The 21,209-nt window shown below is 61.1% G+C and carries 7 protein-coding genes and 13 pseudogenes; 14 read left to right on the top strand and 6 right to left on the bottom strand.

Features of this window, described 5'->3' with window-relative positions; translation table 11 throughout:
* Nucleotides 1-149: 149 nt before the first annotated feature.
* The 7 genes and pseudogenes from EIO60_RS01835 to EIO60_RS01805 form a co-directional block, all read left to right on the top strand.
* Nucleotides 150-2,691, top strand: a pseudogene (locus EIO60_RS01835) (molybdopterin-dependent oxidoreductase); the annotation flags it as partial.
* Nucleotides 2,692-2,694: 3 nt separating this feature from the next.
* Nucleotides 2,695-4,209: pseudogene (narH, locus tag EIO60_RS01830) on the top strand (nitrate reductase subunit beta).
* Nucleotides 4,209-4,851, top strand: a pseudogene (gene narJ, locus EIO60_RS01825) (nitrate reductase molybdenum cofactor assembly chaperone). Before narH ends, narJ begins: the two co-directional pseudogenes overlap by 1 nt.
* Nucleotides 4,848-5,318 (top strand): annotated as a pseudogene (narI, locus tag EIO60_RS01820) (respiratory nitrate reductase subunit gamma). Before narJ ends, narI begins: the two co-directional pseudogenes overlap by 4 nt.
* Before the next feature lie 202 nt (nt 5,319-5,520).
* Nucleotides 5,521-6,201 carry a YoaK family protein gene (locus EIO60_RS01815; protein ID WP_258575756.1) on the top strand — a complete coding sequence of 227 codons (681 nt, stop codon included), beginning with the start codon at nt 5,521-5,523 and terminating at the stop codon, nt 6,199-6,201.
* Between the two features lie 132 nt (nt 6,202-6,333).
* A complete protein-coding gene (locus tag EIO60_RS01810; protein WP_258575755.1) occupies nt 6,334-6,732 on the top strand; it encodes an SRPBCC family protein in 399 nt (132 codons plus the stop codon).
* Between the two features lie 15 nt (nt 6,733-6,747).
* The gene (locus tag EIO60_RS01805; protein WP_258575754.1) at nt 6,748-8,304 is read left to right on the top strand and encodes a UbiD family decarboxylase; all 1,557 of its coding nucleotides are present in this window, start codon (nt 6,748-6,750) and stop codon (nt 8,302-8,304) included.
* A gap of 62 nt (nt 8,305-8,366) precedes the next feature.
* Here the strand turns inward: EIO60_RS01805 and EIO60_RS01800 are convergent.
* A pseudogene (locus EIO60_RS01800) lies at nt 8,367-8,931 on the bottom strand (pyridoxal phosphate-dependent decarboxylase family protein); the annotation flags it as partial.
* Between the two features lie 2 nt (nt 8,932-8,933).
* Nucleotides 8,934-9,913: pseudogene (locus EIO60_RS01795) on the bottom strand (NADH:flavin oxidoreductase/NADH oxidase); the annotation flags it as partial.
* Nucleotides 9,914-10,259: 346 nt separating this feature from the next.
* Between EIO60_RS01795 and EIO60_RS01790 the strand changes: the two are divergent.
* The 5 genes and pseudogenes from EIO60_RS01790 to EIO60_RS16415 all read left to right on the top strand — a co-directional run bounded on the left by EIO60_RS01790 (nt 10,260) and on the right by EIO60_RS16415 (nt 12,672).
* Nucleotides 10,260-10,722, top strand: a pseudogene (locus EIO60_RS01790) (peroxiredoxin).
* 20 nt (nt 10,723-10,742) lie between these two features.
* Nucleotides 10,743-11,532 (top strand): annotated as a pseudogene (locus EIO60_RS01785) (protein-disulfide reductase DsbD family protein); the annotation flags it as partial.
* 117 nt (nt 11,533-11,649) lie between these two features.
* Nucleotides 11,650-12,128: pseudogene (locus EIO60_RS01780) on the top strand (sigma factor).
* The gene (locus EIO60_RS16420) at nt 12,125-12,430 is read left to right on the top strand and encodes a hypothetical protein (protein ID WP_374058099.1); all 306 of its coding nucleotides are present in this window, start codon (nt 12,125-12,127) and stop codon (nt 12,428-12,430) included. The pseudogene EIO60_RS01780 and the gene EIO60_RS16420 overlap by 4 nt, the downstream one beginning before the upstream one ends.
* Nucleotides 12,424-12,672, top strand: a complete 249-nt coding sequence (locus EIO60_RS16415; protein ID WP_374058098.1) for a hypothetical protein — start codon at nt 12,424-12,426, stop codon at nt 12,670-12,672. Before EIO60_RS16420 ends, EIO60_RS16415 begins: the two co-directional genes overlap by 7 nt.
* Before the next feature lie 700 nt (nt 12,673-13,372).
* On the opposite strand, the gene EIO60_RS01770 is transcribed toward EIO60_RS16415, so the two are convergent.
* On the bottom strand, nt 13,373-17,128 hold the full coding sequence (locus tag EIO60_RS01770) for an NAD(P)-binding protein (RefSeq protein ID WP_258575757.1): 3,756 nt from the start codon (nt 17,126-17,128) through the stop codon (nt 13,373-13,375).
* A gap of 413 nt (nt 17,129-17,541) precedes the next feature.
* On the opposite strand from EIO60_RS01770, the gene EIO60_RS01765 reads away from it, so the two are divergent.
* The gene (locus tag EIO60_RS01765) at nt 17,542-17,766 is read left to right on the top strand and encodes a cupin domain-containing protein (protein ID WP_258575753.1); all 225 of its coding nucleotides are present in this window, start codon (nt 17,542-17,544) and stop codon (nt 17,764-17,766) included.
* Nucleotides 17,767-17,790: 24 nt separating this feature from the next.
* Nucleotides 17,791-18,389: pseudogene (locus tag EIO60_RS01760) on the top strand (NAD(P)/FAD-dependent oxidoreductase).
* A gap of 214 nt (nt 18,390-18,603) precedes the next feature.
* Here EIO60_RS01760 and EIO60_RS01755 read toward each other — a convergent pair.
* The 3 pseudogenes from EIO60_RS01755 to betI all read right to left on the bottom strand — a co-directional run.
* A pseudogene (locus EIO60_RS01755) lies at nt 18,604-19,348 on the bottom strand (GMC family oxidoreductase N-terminal domain-containing protein); the annotation flags it as partial.
* A gap of 27 nt (nt 19,349-19,375) precedes the next feature.
* A pseudogene (gene betB / locus EIO60_RS01750) lies at nt 19,376-20,827 on the bottom strand (betaine-aldehyde dehydrogenase).
* A gap of 34 nt (nt 20,828-20,861) precedes the next feature.
* Nucleotides 20,862-21,207: pseudogene (betI, locus tag EIO60_RS01745) on the bottom strand (transcriptional regulator BetI); the annotation flags it as partial.
* Nucleotides 21,208-21,209: the final 2 nt, after the last annotated feature.

The raw sequence follows: 21,209 nt of genomic DNA, 5'->3' as shown, positions 1-21,209 counted from the left end.
ACGTCGTGTCCATTATGACAAAAAAACGATTTAATAGACAGCTCAGGCGAGGTGTTTTATGTTGTCCGACAATTTATGAGTTTTTAGGCGTCAGATGGCACTTTTCGGGGAAATGTGCACAATACACCCCCCTATTGTCACCGACAGCGAAAAGAGCACGACTCTACAAGTCGCAGCGCGGCCGCAGCGGCTTCGTGCGCGCCAGCTGGCAGGAGCTGAATCCGCTTATCGCCGCCGCCAATATCTGGACCATCAAGCACTACGGTCCCGATCGCATCGCCGGCTTTTCGCCGATTCCCACCATGTCGATGGTCTCCTATGCGGCGGGCACGCGCTATCTGTCGCTGATCGGCGGCACCTGCCTGAGCTTTTACGACTGGTACTGCGATCTACCACCCGCGTCGCCAATGACCTGGGGCGAGCAGACCGACGTGCCGGAGTCCGCCGACTGGTACAACGCCAGCTACCCCATCGCCTGGGGTTCCAACGTGCCGCAGACGCACACCCCCGACGCCCACTTCTTTACCGAGGTGCGCAACAAAGGCACCAAAACCGTCGCCATCACGCCGAACCACTCTGAGGTCGCCAAGCTGAGCAACCAGTAGCTGGCGCCGAAGCAGGGCACCGACAGCGCGCTGGCGATGGGCCACGTCATCCTCAATGAGTTCCACTTGAAAAATCACAGCGACTACTTCCTCAACTACGCGCTCCACTACACCGATATGCCGATGCTGGTGCTGCTGGAGCCGCGCGAGGATGGCAGCTTCATGCCGGGACGCCAGCTGCGCGCGGCGGATCTCGACGGCAGCCGGGGCGAGGAGAACACCCCACAGTGGAAAACCGTGGCGCTGAGCTAGGCGGGCGCGCCGACACAGCTGCAGCTCTCGCTGCTGGAGGCCTATGACGCGGTAGCCGACGTCGCCTTTCCCTACTTTGGTGGCGTTGAGCACCCCCACTTCCGCCACGTAGAGCAGGAGGCGGTGCTGCTGCACAAGGTGCCGGTAAAAACCCTCACGCTGCCGGTCGCCACGGTCTACGACCTGACGCTGGACCATTACGGCCTCGATCGCGGTCTTGACGACGCCAACTGTGCGCGCGACTTACGGCGACGTGCGCACCTATTCCCCCGCCTGGGCGGAACAGATTTGCGGCGTGCCGCGCAGCCAGATTGAAAAAATCGCGCGCGAGTTCGGCGAGACGGCGCACAAAACCCACGGTCGCGCGATGATCATCGTCGGCGCGGGGATGAACCACTGGTATCACATGGACATGAACTACCGTGGCCTGATCAATATGCTGGTGTTCTGCGACTGCGTCGGTCAGACCGGCGGCGGCTGGGCGCACTACGTCGGTCAGGAGAAGCTACGGCCGCAAACCGGCTGGACGCCGCTGGCGTTCGCCCTCGACTGGAACCGGCCACCGCGCCAGATAAACAGCACCTCGTTCTTCTATAATATAACCACGCCAGCCAGTGGCGCTACGAGAAGCTGCAGTTCAGCGAACTGCTGTCGCCGCTCGCCTACGCCAGCCGCTACAGCGGCAAGCTGATCGACTTCAACGTGCGCGCCGAGCGCATGGGCTGGCTGCCCTCATCGCCGCAGCTAGGCATCAACCCGCTGGGTATCGCTGAAGAGGCGAAGCGCGCCGGCCAGTCAGAGCGGGCGTGAACCGTTGAGGAGCTGAGGTCGGGCCGGCTGCGCATGACGTGCGAGGATCCCGACAGCGGCAGCAACCACCCGCGCAACATGTTTATCTGGCGCTCGAATCTGCTCTGCACCGAAAGCGGCATTCAGGGCGAACCGCTGAGCGCGGAGGCTGACCGCCCGGAAGAGCTGGTATGGCGCGGCGAGGCGCTGGAGGGCAAGCTCGATCTGCTGGTAACGCTCGATTTTCGTATGTCCAGCACCTGCCTCTTCTCCAACATCGTGCTGCCGACCGCCACCTTGTATGAAAAAGACGATATGAATACCTCGGATATGCATCAGTTTATTCATCCGCTGTCGGCGGCGGTTGATCCCGCGTGCGAGTCGAAAAGCGACTGGGAGATCTACAAAGGCATCGTCAAGACCTTCTCCGAACTCTACGTCGGCCACCTCGGCTAGGAGACCGATGTGGTGTTGCAACCCCTGCAGCACGACTCGCCGGACGAACTGGCGGCGGGCGACGTGCGCGACTGGAAAAAAAGAGGAATGCGATCTGATCCCTACCCAAACCGCGCCACAGATCGTCAGCGTGCAGCGCAATTATCGAACGCTTTACTTAGGTTGGTCCGCGGCTGGAGACGCTGGACAACGGCGTCAAAGGCATCAGCTGGAATACTGATAAAGAGGTCGACCTGCTGCGCCGCCTCAACTACTAGAACTAGATCGAGGCGTTCAACGCCAACGGCGCGCACGGTGGTAAGCCAGCGCGTGCCGGCGGGCATGACCATGATGTACCACGCGCAGGAGCGTCTGATGAACATTCCCGGCTCGGAGATCACCGGCCAGCGCGGCGGCATCCACAACTCGGCGACGTGCGTCTGCCCGAAACCGACCCATATGATTGGCGGCTATGCGCAGCTGGCGTACGGCTTTAACTAGTACGGCACCGTGGGTTCCAACCGCGATGAAATTCATTATGGTACGTAAAATGAACTGCGTGGACTGGCTGGACGACGAAGGCCGCGAGCAGGGTGTACAAGGAGGAGAAACAATGAAAATCCACTCTCAGGTCGACATAGTATTGAATCTGGACAAGTGCATCGGCTGTCACACCTGTTCCGTCACCTGTGAAAACGTCTGGACCAGCCGCGAGGGGATGGAGTACGCTTGGTTCAAAAACGTGGAGACCAAGCCGAGCGTCAGCTATCCCCACGACTGGGAAAACCAGCAGAAGTGGCGCGGCGGCTGGATCCGCAACATCAAAGGGTGGCTGGTGCCGCGCCTCGGCAGCCGCTCGTCGGTGATGATGAAGATCTTCGCCAACCCGGTGGTGCCGGGCATCGACGACTACTACGAGCCGTTCACCTACAACTATCAGCATCTGCACACCGCGAAGGCGGGCAAACATCAGCCAACGGCGCGCCCGCGCCCGCTGATCAGCGGCCAGTGCATGGACAAAGTCAACGGCGACCCCAATGGGGAAGAGATCCTCGGCGGGGAGTTCAGCAAGCGCTCGCAGGATAAAACTTCGAGGCAATGCAGAAGGAGATTACGGCCAGTTTGAAAACACCTTCATGATGTATCTGCCGCGCCTGTGCGAACACTGCCTTAGTCCGAGCTGTGCGGCGACCTGTCCCAGCGGCGTCATCTACAAGCGCGAAGAGGATGGCATTGTGCTGATCCGATTAGGACAAATGCCTCGGCTGGCGCCCCTGCATCAGCGGCTGCCCCTATAAGAAAATCTATTTCAACTGGAAAAGCGGCAAGTCGGAGAAGTGCATCTTCTGCTATCCGCGCATCGAGTCGGGCATGCCGACGTCTGCACGGAAACCTGCGTTGGCCGCATCCGCTAACTCGGAGTGCTGCTCTACTACGACGATAAGATCGCCGAGGCGACCAGCACCGAACAGGAAACCGACCTCTATGCGCGCCAGTGCGACGTCTTCCTCGATCCCCACGATCCGCAGGTGATTGAGGAGGCGCTGAAGCAGGGCATTCCGCAAAACGTCATCGACGCGGCGCAGGTGTCGCCGGTGTGGAAGCTGGCGCTGCCGCTGCACCCGGAATACCGCACGTTGCCGATTGTGTGGTATGTGCCGCCTTTGTCGCCGATTCAGTCGGTGGCCGATGCGGGCGGGCTGGTAACGCAGACCAGCGTGCTGCCGGACGTCGAAAGCCTGCGCATCCCGGTGCATTATCTCGCCAACCTGCTGAGCGCCGGCGACACAGGGCCTGTGCTGCGCGCGCTGAAGCGCATGATGGCGATACGCCACTTAAACGCGCCCAGAGCGTCGAGGGCGTGACCGATACGCGCATCATCGACGAGGTGGGGCTAAGCGAGGCGCAGGTTGAGGATATGTACCGCTATCTGGCGATCGCCAACTACGAAGACCGCTTCGTTATTCCCACCAGCCACCGCGAAATGGCGGGCGAAGTCTTCCCGGAGCACAACGGCTGAGGCTTCACCTTCGGCGACGGCTGCAACGGTAGCGACACCAAATTCAACCTGTTCAACAGTCACTGCATCGATGCCATCAACATCGGCGACAAAGCGGGAGGCGAATAATGAAGCTGATAAAAGTCGCAGGACTGCTGCTGGAGTACCCCGACGAGGCGCTGTGGCAGCATCAGGCGGAGCTACGCGCGCTGATTACGGAGCAGCATCCTGCGCTGCTGCCCTTTATCGAGCATTACTTCGCTTCGCCGCCGCTCGATATACAGGCGGAGTGGTGCGCGCTGTTCGAGCACGTGCACGCCGAGTCGCGCGATCGCGCCCAGGCGATGGTCGATCTGCTGGCGCAGTACGAACGCGCCGGCCTGGAGCTGAACTGTCGCGAACTGCCGGACTATTTGCCGCTTTACCTGTGTGGAGTACCTCAGCCTGCAGCCCGCCGACGAGGCGCGGCAGGGCCTGCGCGATATCGCGCCGATTCTGGCGCTGCTCGGCGGCCGCCTGAAGGAGCGCGACAGCGACGTCAGCATGCTGCTCGATGCGCTGCTCAGCGTGGCGGAAAGCCCGCTCAGTAGCGAAAGCGTGGCGGCGCAGGTCACCGCCGAGGCGCGCGACGATACCCCGGCCGCGATGGACGCGGTGTGGGAAGAGGAGCAGGTGAAGTTTATCGACGACAACGCCTGCGACAGCACGGCGCAGAACCATCAGCGGCGCCCGTGCCACAATACCTTGATCTCCGCTAGAGGAACAGCCTGATACACTACCTGAACGTGTTGTTCTTTAGATATCTATCCCTACCTTGTGCGGCACGGTCTTCTTGGTGGGAAGCTGGCTGCGCTACGACTACGGTCAGTACACTTGGCGCGCTGCCTCCAGCCAGATGACGGATAAAAAGGGCATGCGCTTCGTCTCGAACGTGTTTCACATCGGCATTATCGGCATCTTCTTCGGCCACCTGTTCGGTCTGCTGACGCCGTACTGGATGTATGAGCCGTTCCTCGCCATCGCCACCAAGCAGAAAATCGCCATGGGCGCAGGCGATCGTTACCTTCCAGGGCAGCGCCTCGGCGTGGCTGGACGGGGTAGAGTGGATCTACCGCGTGCATCTGATCCTCGGCATGACAATTTTCCTCGTTTTTCCCTTCACCCGACTGGTCCACGTCTGGAGCGCGCCGGTTGAGTATTTTACCCGCAGCTATCAGGTGGTCAGAGCGCGGCGCTGAGCCGCGCGCCAGCCTGCTGACGGCTGGCGCGAAATTGCGCCCGACACTGATTGACAGCGAACGTCGCTTTACATTTCCTGTGTTAGCTAGGAATTTTTTAACTTAATTAACATTTTTATTAACTCCTTTTAGTTAACGGCGCGGACAGCACAGCGATTCCTCCCTACGCTTATCACTGGTGCTACTAATAGCTGAGGCATGCATGTTAATCAAAATGAAGCGAGAGCGATCCCATACCGAAGACCGTTATCTTGACGTCTGGCTGGCAACGGCGGCCGGGCTGCTGAATGCTATGGCGCTGGGGGCGTTCGGATTCTTCCCGTCGCATATGTCGGGCAACACTTTGCAGCTGTCGAGCGAAGTCAGCAACAGCGACCTGCGCGACCTGACCTTTCTCGGCGGTTTGCTGCTGGCCTTTGTGGCGGGTGCGGTCACTGCGCGCCTGGCGGTGATTTCCGGGATGAAAAACGGCCTGTGCACTATCTTCTGCATGGTGCTAGCGGCGGAGGGGGTAGCGCTGTTCTTCCTGTCACTGTTAGAAATCTTTTTCTACTCTGCCGGCAACAACCGCGAAGTGCTAGTGCTGCTCGGCTTTCTTATGGGGGTGCATAACTCTACCTCGACGCAGCTCTCCGACGCCGGCATCTCCCTCGCCTCGGTGCTGAGCGCGCTGCTGTGCCGTGATCCCTCGAAAAACGTTCACGGCCAGAAAAAGCAGCTGAAAACCCATCTGACCACCATCTTCTCCTTTCTCGGCGGCGGCATCGCCGGTCTCTGGCTCTTCCGCCTGTTCGGCTTTCAGGCGATGGCGATGCTGGGGCTGGCGCTGACCCTGATGAAGGTGCGCAGCCGCGCCGGGCAAAGCGGCGAAATGATCATTTAGAGACATTTCCGCACTTTGTAACAATTGCCTGCGCAAGCGCAGCGGTCGGCGTTCAGAACCTTCCTATACTTGTCCTCATGACGACTTTCCATTCACACAGGCCCGCAAGGGCCTTCTTGCATGAGGCTAATTATGATCACTTTTCACCACGCTATTAAAATCGCCGCGCCGCGCCCTGCAGTGTACGACGCGCTGACCGATATCGCCCAGATGGCCGACTGGCACGCCGGTAAAGTCGAAGGAGAGATCGCCGAAGGCGCGGTGCTGACCCTGCGCCCGAAAAGCGACACCCACTTTAGCTGGCGCATCGAAACGCTGGAGGCCAACGCGCGCATCGTGCAGACCTCACTACTGGAAACCGACAGTCAGGCAGGCAAAACCCTGACCTTTACCCTCGCCGATCTGGATGATGGCCGCACGCTGGTGGCGCTGTCGCACGGCGAGTGGGCGTCGGACGACGCCCACCTGCCGTTCTGCAACACCTACTGGGGCGAAGTGCTGTTCCAGCTGAAAACCTTATATGGAAACTGAATAAGGAGAAGCAGGATGCCGCAGAAAAAACCGCATAGCTATCGCGTCGTTAAACCGGGCGATTCGCATCCGCAGGGCTGGGATGTGCCGCCGATCAACGACCTGCGCTCCGCCATTGAGCTGCTGAAAACCCTACCGGGCCACTATATCGAAACCGACCGCGAGATCGATCCCAAAGCTGAGCTGGCGGGCGTCTATCGCCATGTCGGCGCGGGCGGCACGGTAATGCGTCCGACGCGCATCGGTCCGGCGATGACCTTCAACAAGATCAAAGGCTTCCCGGACGCGCGCGTGTTGGTGGGGCTGATGGCAAGCCGCGAGCGGGTCAGCGCGCTGCTGGGCGCACCGGTGCGCGAGCTGGGGATCCAGATGGCGGAGGCGCGCAAAAACGTCACGCCGCCGGTTATCGTGGACCAGGCGCAGGCGCCCTGTCAGGAGGTAGTCTACCGCGCCGAGGATGAGGGATTCGATCTGAGCAAAATCCTGCCTGCGCCGACTAACACCAGTGAAGACGCCGGCCCCTACTTCTGCCTTGGACTAGTGCTCGGCAGCGATCCCGACGACCGCGACAACGTGGACGTGACCATTCATCGACTCTGCGTGCAGAGCAAAGACGAGCTCTCTATCTTCTTCGCGCCGGGCCGCCATATTGACGCCTTCCGGCAAAAAGCGGAGGCCGCCGGCAAGCCGCTGGCCGTCTCCATCAATATGGGGCTGGATCCCGCCATCTATATCGGCGCGGAGTTCGAGGCGCCGACCACGCCGTTCGGCTTTAATGAGCTGTGCGTCGCGGGCGGCCTGCGCGGGCAGCCGGTAGAGCTGGTGGAGTGCCTCAGCGTCAGGCAGCGCGCCATCGCCCACGCCGAGATTGTTATCGAAGGGGAGATCCTGCCCAACGTGCGCGTCGAGGAGGATCAGAACAGCCATACCGGCAAGGCGATGCCGGAGTTTCCCGGCTACACCGGCGAGGCTAACCGGTCGCTGCCGGTGATCAAGGTCAAGGCGATCACCACGCGGAAAAAACCGATCCTGCAGACCCTGGTCGGACCGGGCGAGGAGCACGTCAGCCTAGCGGGCATTCCCACTGAGGCCAGCATTCATATCGAGTGTGAAGACGCGCTACCGGGGCTGGTGAAGAACGTCTATGCCCACAGCGCGGGCGGCGGCAAATTCCTCGCGGTATTGCAGGTGCAGAAGCGCAACGCCGGCGACGACGGCATGACGCGCCAGGCGGCGCTGATCGCGCTGGCGGTCTACCGCGAGCTGAAAAACGTGATTCTGGTGGATGAGGATGTCGATCTGTTCGATACCGATGATGTGCTTTGGGCAATGCAGACGCGCTACGTCGGCGATCTCGATACCCTGTTCGTGCCGGGCGTCGCTGGTCATGTGCTGGACCCGACGCAGCAGCCCTTCTACGATCCGCGCCAGACGGCCAAGGGCACCACCAGCAAAACCATCTTTGACTGCACCGTGCCTTATCATCTGAAAGAGCACTTTGTGCGCGCGCAGTTCCAGGATGTCGATCCCAGCCTGTGGGCACCGGAGCTGTTCCCGGAGAAAAAGGTGTAGTTTGCGCCAACAAAAAAGCCGATAACTCAGGTTATCGGCTTTTTTTCTTTCCCGGCGGGGAATTAGCCCACCAGCGCCAGCAGGACTTTGATATCGTCCAGCGTCACGGTAGGGTTGAGCAGTGTCAACTTCAGGCAGGTCACGCCGACGTTGGCGCGGCCCGACTCCAGCGGCGCGTCGCCGATGCGCTGGTTAAGCAGCGTGGTTTCCGCCAGATCGCGGCAGCCGGTTTCCGGATGGAAGCGGAACAGCATGCTTGCCAGCTGCGGCTTCATCACCAGCTCCAGCAGCGGATGCGCGGTAACGTACTTCGCTACCTGCTGCGCCAGCGTCACGCTGTGATCGATGATCGCCGCGTACTGCTTCTGGCCCAGCGCTTCCAGACCCATCCACAGCTTCAGCGCGTCGAAGCGGCGCATGGTCTGCAGCGATTTGGAAACCAGGTTCGGCACGCCCGCCTCTTCGTCGAACTCGGAGTTCAGATAGGCCGCCTGGTAACGCATCAGCTCGTAGTTCGCCGCATCCTTCAGCAGGAAGGCGCCGCAGCTGATGGTCTGGAAATACTGCTTGTGGAAGTCCAGCGTAACGGAATCCACCAGCTCCAGGCCCGTCCATATAGTGACGATATGATCGTAAAGCACCGCGCGCGCCAGCGCCACTAGGTCGGCGGTGCCTTCCTGCAGCACCGCTTCGGCGTGCTCGGTTCGGGGATCAAGCCGACCGCAATGACCGGAATCGAGACGGCCTTGCGAATATCGCGCGCAAACCGCAGCTGGTAGCCCGGTCCGACGGTGATTGACTGCTGAGGCGCAAGGCCACGGCTGGAAACGTGAATATAGTGGTAGCCCGCTTGCCTCCAGCTGCTGCGATCGACTGCGCGTTATCCCAGCTGCCCTCAACCCAGTCGGTCGCGGAAATACGCACGCCAACCGTAATTTTCTCGCTCACGGCCTCGCGCACCGCATGGAAAATTTCCAGCGGGAAGCGCATCCGGTTCTCCAGCGAGCCACCATACTCATCTTCGCGGTGGTTACTGAACGGCGAAAGGAACTGATGCAGCAGATAGCCGTGCGCGGCATGCAGCTCGATCAGCTCAATGCCCAGCTTTTCGGCGCGGCGTGCGCTGTCGACAAACGCCTGTTTGATGCGTGCCAGATCGTCGCGGCTCAGGACGACCGGCGGGCGCTCGCCCTCGTTGAACGCCACGGCGGAAGGGGCAACGGTTTGCCAGCCGCCAGCATCTTGTTCCAGCTGCTCGCCTCCCAGCCATGGTGCGGCGCAGGAGGCTTTGCGGCCCTCGTGTCCCAGCTGAATGCCGAGCGGCATCGGTGACCAGACGTGAATATCCTCCAGTACGCTGCGCAGCGCCGCTTCGGTTTCATCATTCCACAGGCCGAGATCTCCTGGGGTGATGCGGGCCAATCGCTTCGACGGCGGTCGCCTCGATAATTAACAATCCTGCGCCGGAAAGCGCCAGCTGCCCCAGATGAATGCGGTGCCAGGAGGTGGCTTTGCCCTCATCAGCAGAATACTGACACATCGGCGCAATCATGATACGGTTTTCCAGTGCCAGCTTGCCAAGGTGTGTTGCGCTAAAGAGTTGACTCATGAATACCTCGTTTTCATTATAATGGCTGCCTCAAAACAAAAAGTGTAATCGACCATAGGCAGCACATTGGCTTAACGCAAAAAATAGCATGAAGCGCAGGGCGTAAAATTCACCGATGTGGCGAAAAGCGGCCGCCAGGGCGGCGGAATGCGCAGCAAACGCGCAAGAATCGCGCAGTAAGCGCACTGCTGCCTGCCATCGTGGGCTGGGTGTGCGTTGCGACAAGCCGGCGCGCCGCCATCGGCTAAACTATTTTCTCATGCGGCGAAACTTTTGCGACAGGCCAGACGAACCTCAGAAGATATGCATCAGGCATGCGGCCTGATGACAAACGGAGAAGACCACCATGCCGATGAAAAAGACTCTGACCACGCTGGCCGGCAAGTCGACTACCTTCTCCCCTGCAGCAGGCACTGCAGAAAGGGCCGGTCGTACTCTACTTTTCCCCCGCCGCCTTCAGCACCGGCTGTACGCTGGAAGCGCACGACTTTGCCGAAGCGACGGATGCGTTTAAGCAGCAGGGCGCCACCGTCATCGGCGTCACTGCGGGCAACACCGATCAGATTGCCAAATTCTCGCAGCTGGAGTGCCGCGATAAATTTACCGTCGCCGCCGATCCGGGCGCGAAAGTGGCGGCCGAATACCAGAGCACCATGGAGTACAAGGGCAAAACCCTCTCCGACGGCACCTCCTACGTTATCGCGCCAGACGGCAAAATCGTGCTGAGCTACACCGATAAAAACCCGGACGCGCATATCCAGAAGGCCATGGACGCGGTGAAAAAATATCGTCAGGCCAACCCCGCCTGATCCTTAGCTAAGAAAAAAGTATGCTGACCGCTATCGCCGCCGCCTTTCTCGGCGGCCTGATTCTCAATCTGATGCCCTGTGTCTTTCCGGTGATCTCGCTGAAGGCGCTTAGTCTGATCCGCCACCACGATCGGCCAGCCCAAGCCCGGTCCGAAGGGATCGCGTTTTTAGCGGGCGTGGTGGTCACCATGCTGCTGCTGGCGGCACGTCGGTGGGCTGGGGATTCCAGCCACAGTCGCCGTTGGTGATCGCGCTGCTGGCGCTGGTGATGCTCGCTTCGGCGCTGAATCTGTTCGACCTGTTTGAGGTGGGCCTCTCATTGCAGCGCGCGGGCGAGATCGGCTGCATCACGGGCGCGGCGTTGACCGGCGCACTGGCGATTGTCGTCGCCACGCCCTGCAGCGCCCCCTTTATGGCCAGCGCCGTTGGCTATGCGCTGACGCAGCCGCCCGCCGTCAGCCTGCTGATCTTCCCGGCGCTGGCGCTTGGTTTCGCCGCGCCCTTTACGCTGATCGCCTTTTTTCCGCTGCTGGCGCGGGTGCTGCCCGCCCCCGGTGCCTGGATGGTCACCCTGAAGCATGCGCTGGCCTTCCCGATGCTGGGCGCGGTCTGCTGTGGCTGATATGGGTGCTGGAGCACCAGGCGGGATCGGCCGCGCTGGCGGCGATCCTCGCCTGCTGCCTGCTGCTGAGCCGTCGCTGCCTGGCTCTCTATAGCCTGGCGCAATAGCGCCGTATGACGGGCCGCCATCACGTGGTGCTGCCTCTGGCGACTGCGCTGTTCACGTTGCTGATCGTGCCGCAGCTGCTGACGCCGCACATTGTGATTTCCGCACTGGAGCAGGCGGCCGACGACAGCAGTAAGAAACCCCATAAGGCCTGATCGACATGTTGATATATCACGCAGTGCTGCTTTGTCAGGCAGACGATGCCTGAAACCGACGCGCGGGCGCAGGCGGGCGACAAGAACGCCTACAACCAGCTGCTGAAAGCGATGGTGCCCGCCATTCGCGCGCTAGTGCGCAAAAAATGGAGGACGTGATTCAGGAGACTCTGCTGGCGGTGCATCGTGTGCGGCATACCTACGATCCGCGTAGTCCATCGCTGCCCTGGCTGGCCGCGATCGCCTCGGCGCGGGCAATTGATGCGCTGCGCCAGCGTGGTCACCGTCAGGAGGTTCAGGATGAGGCGGCGCTGGAGCAGCAGCTCGCAGCGGAAGAGGTGGAGAGCGACGGCGACAGGCTGACGGCGTGCCAGCGCCACATCGTTGAATTTGTTCACCTGCGCGAGCAGAGCCTGGCGCAGGCGGCGGCGGAGAGCAATCTCTCTCGCCGCCTTGAAGTCCCTGTTGTATCGCACGGTGCTTTACCTTCGTAAAATGGAAGCGGCAAGTATGAGAAATTATGACGCTCTTATCGATCGACTCAGCGAATCGGCGCGGCCGGTCAAACGCCTCTGGCCCACCGGCTGGCGCATGGCGGGCTGGATCGCCGCCGTGCTGCCCTTGCGGCGCGCTCAGCAGCTGGGCCTTTCACCGTCGCTATACCGACTGGACGCAGCCTGGCGCGCTATCCGCGATGGCGGCGCTGCTTCTCGCTTTCCTGCTGGGCGCCGGCACCATCGCGGCCGCATTTACCCCCAGCATCGCCGACCTGACGCCGCTGCGGCTGAAACGCCTTTTTTTACTGGCGCTGGGCTGGCTGTGCTGAATCTGAGCAACCTCTCCTTCGCACCGCCGCATGCAGGCGGCGATCGCCTGGGCGAAGGCGTTCACTGCTGTCTGTTTATGCTGTCGGCCAGCCTGCCGATGATCCTGATCTCGGTGTTTAGCCTGTATCACACGCGCTCGCTAGCGCCGGTAAAAAGTCTGGCGCTGGCGGGGGTGCGGCATTACCTTTATGTCATCGCTGCTGCTGTCGCTGTGTCACGATACGCGACTTCATCTGCTTGATTTTTCGATGTATCTCGCGGCCAAGGCGACGATCAGTGCTACTGACAGTGCTGGTCGGACGCCGCTAGATCCGACTGGATGATCCCTAAGGATCGCGCTCTGCTGGCTTTGCGGCCTGAAAGGGTGAATGAGGCTGGCAAGCGTGAGGCGTCGCGTCAGGATAATCGCGGCTGTCCTCGCTGCTTCACAGCCTCCCAACCCCACAATCTCACGGCGGAGTATTTTCTGTCACGCTCTGGCTAACCCCGCTGAACTCGCTTGCTTCCCGTCCGCAGCGCTTTTTTTAGAAGAAAAAATGGCGACGCTACGCGAATTCTGCAAGGTAAAATTCACCCGCGCAGCGTTACAGAATTCACGTAACGCTGCCGATTTTTTGCCCACGTTTTCCGGCTATAACTTCTTGGTCCATTTTCGTTTCGCTTGTTCGCGATCCACTGGTCGCGATTTACGCGTTTGCGCGGCGTTGTACTTTTATATAATGCCCATTATAGAAAGCCAGAAGTGAGGGGCGGGGGGACCGTGACAAAAGCCACGCCCAGCAGCAAAGCAGGGAAAATTGCAGCGCAAGTCAGAAGGCTGCAAACAATGACGCTCCAGATGGGAAAGCGGCGCAGGGTAAGGCGTGGGGAAAAATGCAGCGAGCGGCAGGAAAAGAGGAAAGAGAGAAGCGCCCGGCTGCATCACCGGACGCAGCGGCGGCTTACGCCGTGGTTTTGCGATTGTTCAAAAAGGCTTTGACTGATTCAGCGGCGCGCTTGCCCGCCAAGAAGGCATGATCCGAGTTGTAGTACTCCCACTCGCTGTAGCGTCCGGAAAGATGGACGCCCTGTGTCGCCAGCCAGCTGCGAATCAGCTCGACGTTCGCCTTGCGCTGATGATCGTACACCACATAGGCGTACGGCATATCCACCTCATGCGCGGTCAAGATGACATCATCCTCGCGGATAATACCGACGCGGATACAATCGTCAATGCAGCGCTGGATCAGCGCGTCGCCTTCAACCGGCAGCGGCTGATCGGCGCAGTAGGTGATTTCGCAGGTCAGGCCGAAGCCGCCTTCCGGGTTGCATTCAGGGCTGGCGTTGCCCTGCAGAAAAATGCGGTGGAACAGGGTATCGCCTGGATAGTAGATCCAGTGCTTGTCGCTCAGCGCTTCGCGGCCGACGCCGATATTGACGCAGCGTACCGAGACATGACGCAGCATCGAGGCGGCTTTCTGCACCGCTTCCGGTACGCGGTTGCCCATCAGCCGCACCAGCTCTGGCAGCGGCAGGGTGCTGATCAGCTGATCGTAGTGGTAGTGTCGTCCATCCCTGAGGATAACGCTGCGTGTCTGCGGCTGGATTTTGCTGATCTCCGAATGGGTCTCCAGCGCGCAGGTGAGGTGCGGCAGAAAGCCATTCATCAGCGCCTGAAAACCGCCGCGTCGCGGATAGCCGAAACGCGCGTTGGGGCCGACCGGCTTATCCAGCGGCTCCAGCGCGCCGGAGATAATCTGTTGCAGATCCGGCAGCGGCACGCGTCCATCGAGCCAGGAGGTTTCCATATCGGCAAGCGGCGTTTTCCACAGCTTGCGGTTATAGGGCACGGCGAAGTGGCGCGCGATGCCTCGGCCCCAGGTGCGGAAAATAAAGTTTTCGAAGTTCTCACCCGCATCATCCGCGCCCGCCGGTTCTGTCGCCTCGCTGCCCAGCACGCCGTCCGCGCAGCAGTCGCGGCAGTCGGTGTTTGCCGCGTCGCGTACCGCGCTCAGTGGCGCCGCCTCCTGCTCACCCGTGACACCGTAACGCGCTTCGATAGCGCCCAGCACGCACTCGCCGATCACCTCTGCCGGCAGGCCATGCAGCGCCGACTGGAAGGGATAGCGGGTAAAGACGTTGTGGCTGTAAACCCACGCCTCGCGCGTCTGCCAGTGCAGATTGTCTCCCAGCAGTTTGTCATACAGCTGCAACACGTAGGGATCGTTGGAAAACATGATGTGGCCCGCGTAGTCGAAGGTGAAGCCTTTGTCTTCGATGGAACGGCACCAGCCGCCCGGCGTGCTGTTTTTCTCCAGCACCACCGCGCCTTCGCCATAGTGATAACCGGCGCTCAGCCCGGTCGGGCCAGCGCCGAGGATCAAACACTCCACGGGACGCAGCGAAACGGCATGCACGCGCTCACTGCTCTCCGGCACGCCGGCCGCAGGTACCGGCACCACCACGCTGTCGCGCAGTCCCACGATCTGCGCCTGCATCTGCTCCGCCGTGCGGTCCCAAGAGGTTTCGGCAATGATCTCCGCCATCTGCGCGGCCTGCGCGCGGCGCTGTGACTCGTCCATCGCCAGCGCCGCTTCGCACGCCTGCACAAAGCCCTGCGTGGTATCGGCGATACTGACCACGCCGGTGAAGTGGCGCACCACGTCAGGCACGGCGGTACTTACCACTGGCAGCTGCGCTGCCATATACTCCAGTACCTTGGTCGGGCTGATAAAGCGAGTGGAGGCGTTAAGCGCGAAAGGCACCAGGCAGACGTCCCAACCGGAAAGGAAATGGGGTAGCGCCTCATAGGGCTGCTGGCCTAACCAGTGCAGGTTGCTGCGCTGCGGCAGACTGTTGACGTCGATCTTCACCACTGGTCCCACCATCACGATCTGCCATTCCGGGTGGGTATCGGCCAGCGCCGCGATCAGATCCACATCCATACGCTCGTCGATCACGCCGTAATAGCCGAGGCGCGGCCTGGGTAGGTTGTCCTGCAGCGGATGCCCGTTGCTGCGATCTAGCGCCTGCTCGAAGTGGCCGGCGTCGACGCTGCTAGGGAAACAAAAGACGTTAGGGTGGCGATGCTTTTTCGCTTCATACAGGCTGGTGCCGCCGGTGAAGACCACGTCGGCGCGGCTCAGCAGCGCCGATTCGCGCTGCTGCAGCTGACGCGGCGCCATCTGGAAGGCGGAAAGCTCATCCATGCAGTCGTAGATAATGGCGCTAGGCTGGAAGCAGGTCAGCAGCGGCAGGGCCATTGGCGTATAGAACCACACCAGCGGCTGCTCATCTTTCTCCAGCAGGTCGGCGAGTAGGGGTTGCAGCACTGCGATCTGGCTGTCGTGAAAGCCAGGGGCGTCAACATCGGTATGGGGTTCGATCACGGTCACGTTCGGCGCGGGCGAGTGCTGTCGTAATCCCGCCTCGCCTTGCTGGTATACCGGCTCCTCAATAAACAGAATGCTGTAGTGTTGAGCAAGGCGCGACAGCAGATGCTGTGGACGTTGATAGACAAAACCCCAGCGAAGATGGCTGAATACCACCAAAACGGCATGTTTCATACAGGACTCCTGTGGCCCGCTGGCCGGTGATAGAAAAGAGTGAAAACGGTGTAGGGATCGTTGTGATTGCCGCAAAGCTGCGGCGGTGGGCAGGTGAAGCAAACGGGAAAAATCGGGGGCGACGTCCCAGAGTCCGCTGCGCGGCCAGTAGCTGGGATCTTCCCAGAGAGGACTTTCGATAATCGGATAAATGCAGACGCCCTGGATATCGCAGCCGTCCAACTGCGCCTGCGCGAGCTGCGCGGTGATATAACTCAGCCAGGCGGGGCGGCCGCTGCCGACGTGGCTGGTTTCCGCCAGCAGAATCGGGCGCCGGTAGCGCTGCGCCAGTCCGGTGAGCATGCTGTGCAGCGGCATGCGCCGTGCATCGCCCAGGTGCCAGTCGAGCCGCCGGTTGGTGTTGGCTTCCCACTGATTGGCGTGATAGTAGTTGGCGCCGACGATATCGAGATAGCGCGGTGCGCCGCCCAGTTCGGGCTCGCGCGTGCCGACCAGCATATCCCAGGCCTGAAACTGCGCGGCGATCAGGTTGGTGGTGTGCTGACGGCTGGCGTCGCTCTCTTCATCGGGAACCAGGTGGATGATGGGATCGCAATGAAGAAAGCGCGCACGCGGATCGGCCATCCAGATGGCGTCGCACCCGGCGAGGGTGGCGCGCACCAGTTGACGCTTGATCGCGTCGGGATCGGCGTCGCGATGGTGGCCAAACAGCCCGACAGAGAGTCCCCAGCTGAGAAACGAGATCTCGTTCATCGGCGAGTAAACCGGAGCGCGGCTGTACAAGGGGGCGAGGAAGGCGGCGACGCGGCGGCAAAAGGCGGCAAAGCGCGTAATGAAGGCGTCGGAAAACAGCTCGAGATCCTCAGGCCAGCCGTAGTGGCAGAAGGTCCAGTTGATCTGAATGCCCAGCTGATGGGCCGCCTCCATTTTTCCGCGCAGCGTGGCGAAGGTGCCTTCCGGATCCGCCTCCATCTGCCGCCAGCCGACGCTTTCGCGCACCGTGCGAATGCCAAACTCCTGCAGCGCCAGGTAGTCGCTGGGGAACTGCCGTTGATGGTCGGTCAGGGCATCCATAATCAGCGGCTGGCCTGCCGTATTAATATGGTCGGCACCTTCGTACCCCGCCTGCCAGAAGCTAGCAAAAGGCAAAATCACATCCTCCTATAAATTCAGGAAAAAAGAAAAGTCCCATGCTGGCGCGCAGACCGAGAGCGCCCCGGTATGGCAATCAGAATGGCGAGAGCTGAACATGATCAGCGTTGCTGTAGTGAATTCCGTGTCCGGAAAGCAAAGTGAAGTCATAATACCCGGTCGCAATAAGTGCGTTATCCCGCACGCAAGGAAAGGAGAGCCGTTAATTATTGGTTTCGGTGAGCAATCACCGTTATCAGAGTATAACCCTGACTAGGTTTCTCACAACTAATTGAAGAAAAACAAAAAAAGCACAGCGGCAAGCCGCAGCGCAGCGAAGCGCGGCAAAAGGGGCGCGTTCTCCTGCCTGCGCAGGTACGGTATTTCTCCGGAGGGGCCGTGCCCGCTCTGCCCTGCATCCGTATCCCCCCGGCGTGCGCTCCAACGAAATACTGATCGGCCAGGGCAAGAAGGCGGGGATCATGGTAGAGGGCGAGCTGACGCTGGAGATCGACGGCGACAGCGCGCGCCTGGCAACCGGCGACAGCTTTCAGTTCAAAAGCCATCTGCCGCACACTATTTTCAACCATACGGAACGCGCGGAACGCGACGCCAGAGTGGTGTGGATTATGCCTATTCTGCTTGAACAGCATCTCTGATCGCCCCTTTTATAAGGTTTTACTATGCGCATCACTATCAAAGCGGTCACCGACAGCCCCGCGTTTCCCGACCAGGTTGACGTTGTCGTTATCGGCGGCGGCACTATCGACACCGCCGTCACCTATGAACTGGCGAAGCAGGGCATCGCCGTGGCGCTGTTTGAAAAAGGGGCGATCGGCGACGAGCAGTCGGGACGCAACTAGGGCTGGGTGAGGCAGCAAAATCGCGATCTCTATGAGCTGCCGCTGGCGATGCGCAGCCTGCAGCGCTGGGAGGCATTGAGCGAGGAAATTGGCCTCGATCTCGGCTTTCGCCGCAGCGGCATTCTCTACGGCACGCAGAACGAGGCTGACGTGGCGCGCTGGGGAAAATGGGGCAAACAGGCGAAGCAGCTCGGTTTCGTCAGCCATCTGCTCTCTGCCAGCGAGGCGCAGGCGCGGCTGGGGGAGCAGCGGCCTAGGTCGGCGGCATCTGGTCACCGACCGACGGACGCGTGGAGCCGTCGCTGGCCGCGCCCGCTATCGCCGTCGGCGCGCAAAAGCTGGGCGCCTTTGTGCATCAGCGCTGCGCCGTGCGAGGGCTGGTGAAGGCGAGTCGGGTGATCTGCTGCGGCGGCGCCTAGATTGACACCACGCCGGACTTGGTGCCGGTGATCGACGAGATGGCGAGCCTGCCCGGACTGGTTATCGCCTCCGGCTTCAGCGGCCACGGTTTAGCATCGGCCTTGGCGCGGGACTGCTCTGCGCCCAGCTGATCACCGGGCAGCAGCCCTTTACCGACCTCGCGCCGTACCGTCTGGCGCCAGGGGTAACGCGATACGCGAGCCGCAGATGATGTAGCTCGAACGACTTCAGCAGGCTGGCCGCGCCGACGCCGGAGCGCTGCAAAATCTGCGGCGAGGCGATGGCGCCCAGCAGATACTGCACGCCCACGGCGCGCTTGGCGTCGAACAGAATCCGGTCGGTAACCGCATGGGTGACAATTTTCAGGTTAGGACGGCTTTTCGCCTGGTCCAGATAGCCGCGCGCGGCGCCCCTGCGGCGTCACGGTGCGGTCTATCGGGCCGAAGCCCTCCTGCTGATAGCCGTTCAGATCCTCGGTGCGCGGATAGCCCGCCTGCACGCCCGCCTTCGGCGTGGTCACACTGACCGGGCCGTCTCCGCCGTGATAGTCGTTCGGCCCGATATCGCGCGTTTCCGCCTTGCGGTAGTAGGGCAGACAGTTCAGGTAGCTCCAGCTCTCCGTGCCCGGCGTCTGCGCTCAGCCGTCAAGGTCCATCGCGTTGGCGCGGATGTAGCACATGCCGTTAATCGGCGAGGAGCCGCCCAGCCCCTTGACGCGTCCGCACTCCATGCGGCGGTTGCTCATGTGCGGCTCAGGCTCGGTCTCGTAGGCCCAGTTGTAGCGTTTTCCCTGCAGCGGATAGGCCAGCGCCGAAGGCATATGCGTGTGGAAGTCCATCCGGTAATCCGGCCCGCCCGCTTCCAGCAGCAAGACGTTGACGTCGCTGTACTCGGTCAGTCGGGTAGCCAACACGTTTCTTGCGGATCCGGCTCCAATAATGATGTGATCAAATTCCATTAGTCGCTCCTCAGGTTGGTTTAACAATCAAAATACCGACTGAAAACGGTCCAGCTCGATCTGCACTGACTTCAGCTGGGTATAGTTGCGTCATCAGGCTGTTCTCGCGGCCGATGCCGGAGCGCTTGTAGCCGCCGACCGGCATCTCCGCTGCGGATTCGACCCAGGTGTTGATCCAGCAGATGCCCGCCTCAATCTGGTGAATCACGTGGTGCGCGCGGTTGAGATCCTGCGTCACTACACCTGCTGCCAGCCCATATTCTGTGGCGTTGGCGCGGCGCACCACTTCCTCTTCGCTCTCGTAGCTCAGGATTGCCATCACCAGACCGAAGATCTCTTCGCGCACGATGGTCATCTCGTCGCGGCAGTCGGTAAACACGGTCGGCTCCACCCAGGCGCCGTTGTCAAAGCCGTCGCCCTGCATGCGCTTGCCGCCGCACAGCAGGCGCGCACCCTCGACGATGCCGCTTTCGATATAGCGCATCACGTTATCGCGGTGCGCGAAGCTCACCAACGGGCCGAAGTTGGTGGCCGCACCGTTCAAGGTCGCCGGCGCGAATGCGCGTCACGCGCGCGGCAATCTTCTCTTCAAAATCCGCCTGCAGCGACGCCGGCACGAACACGCGCGTGCCGTTGGTGCAGACCTGACCGGAGCTGTAGAAATTGGCCATCATGGCGATATCCGTCGCTAGGTCGAGATCGGCGTCGTCAAAGACGATCAGCGCCATGGTGACCCTTTTCAGCGTGAAACCGGCCGCGTTGGCTATCACCTTTTTGCCGCTGGCGACGCCGCCGGTGAAAGAGACTTTATCGATGCCGGGATGCTCGGTGAGCAGCTGGCCGGTGACCGCGCCGCGGCCCGGCTGCACGTTGAACACGCCGTCCGGCACGCCCGCCTCGCTGTAGATCTCCGCCAGCTTCAGGGCGATGAGTGGGGTGACTTCGCTCGGCTTGAAGATCATGGCGTTGCCCGCCGCCAGCGCCGGCGCCGATTTCCACAGGGCGATCTGAATGGGGTAGTTCCATGCCCAGATGCCCGCCACTACGTCGAGCAGCTCGCGGCGCGTATAGACGAAAGCGGTGTCGCGCAGCGGGATCTGCTGGCCTTCCAGCGACGGGATCAGTCCGGCGTAGTACTCCAGCACGTCCGCGCCGGTGACGATATCTACGCTGGCGGTTTCGCTCAGCGGTTTGCCGGTGTCGAGCGTTTCCAGCGCGGCCAGTTCGTCGTTGCGCTCGCGCAGAATATCCACAGCGCGGCGCAGAATGCGCGAGCGTTGCATGGCGGTCATCGCCGCCCAGACTTTCTGTCCTTTGCGCGCAGCCGCTGCTGCACGGTCGACGTCTTCGCGTCCGGCTTCATGCACGCGCGCCAGCACTTCGCCGTTGGTGGGGTTGATGGTTTCAAAGGTGTCACTTGCGGCTGACGGGAGATAGGCGCCATCAATAATAGAGGTGTTGCTCTGCGAATCGGGATATGGTTCCTCCTTATCCAGGAATGCGTCATCAGGAATGCGTCTTGTCAGCCAGCTGCTGACGCGCTCCAGCCAGTTGAACTGGGGCTGATGCATGCTGCTTGACCAGAAGTCGAGCCACGCCTTCATCGCCGCCTTGTGCACCTAGCTCTCATCGAAGTTGCCCTCGACGATGGCGCACAGTCGGGCCTCGGTGCTCGCCTGCGCCAGCGGCTTCAGTCTAGCCGCTACCGCGTCGCGCATGGTAGCTTCCAGCAGACCATTTTTGTCTTTGAAGTAGTGGCTGATGATGCCAGTTGAGACTCCCGCGCGCCGCGCAATCTGCGCGATGGTAGCGTCGTTGATCCCCACTTCGTTGATGGTCTCCAGGGTTGCGTCAATCAGTT

The sequence above is a fragment of the Candidatus Pantoea persica genome (assembly GCF_013753875.1).
Taxonomy (GTDB): domain Bacteria; phylum Pseudomonadota; class Gammaproteobacteria; order Enterobacterales; family Enterobacteriaceae; genus Pantoea; species Pantoea persica.
The sequence above is the reverse complement of the archived record's forward strand: the minus strand, read 5'-3'. Positions and strand labels throughout refer to the sequence as shown.

Bases quoted from the DNA above. Each gene is read 5' to 3' on its own strand.
- EIO60_RS01815 (WP_258575756.1), top strand. From the start codon at position 5,521: ATGTTAATCAAAATGAAGCGAGAGCGATCCCATACCGAAGACCGTTAT.
- EIO60_RS01810 (WP_258575755.1), top strand. From the start codon at position 6,334: ATGATCACTTTTCACCACGCTATTAAAATCGCCGCGCCGCGCCCTGCA.
- EIO60_RS01805 (WP_258575754.1), top strand. From the start codon at position 6,748: ATGCCGCAGAAAAAACCGCATAGCTATCGCGTCGTTAAACCGGGCGAT.
- EIO60_RS16420 (WP_374058099.1), top strand. From the start codon at position 12,125: ATGACGCTCTTATCGATCGACTCAGCGAATCGGCGCGGCCGGTCAAAC.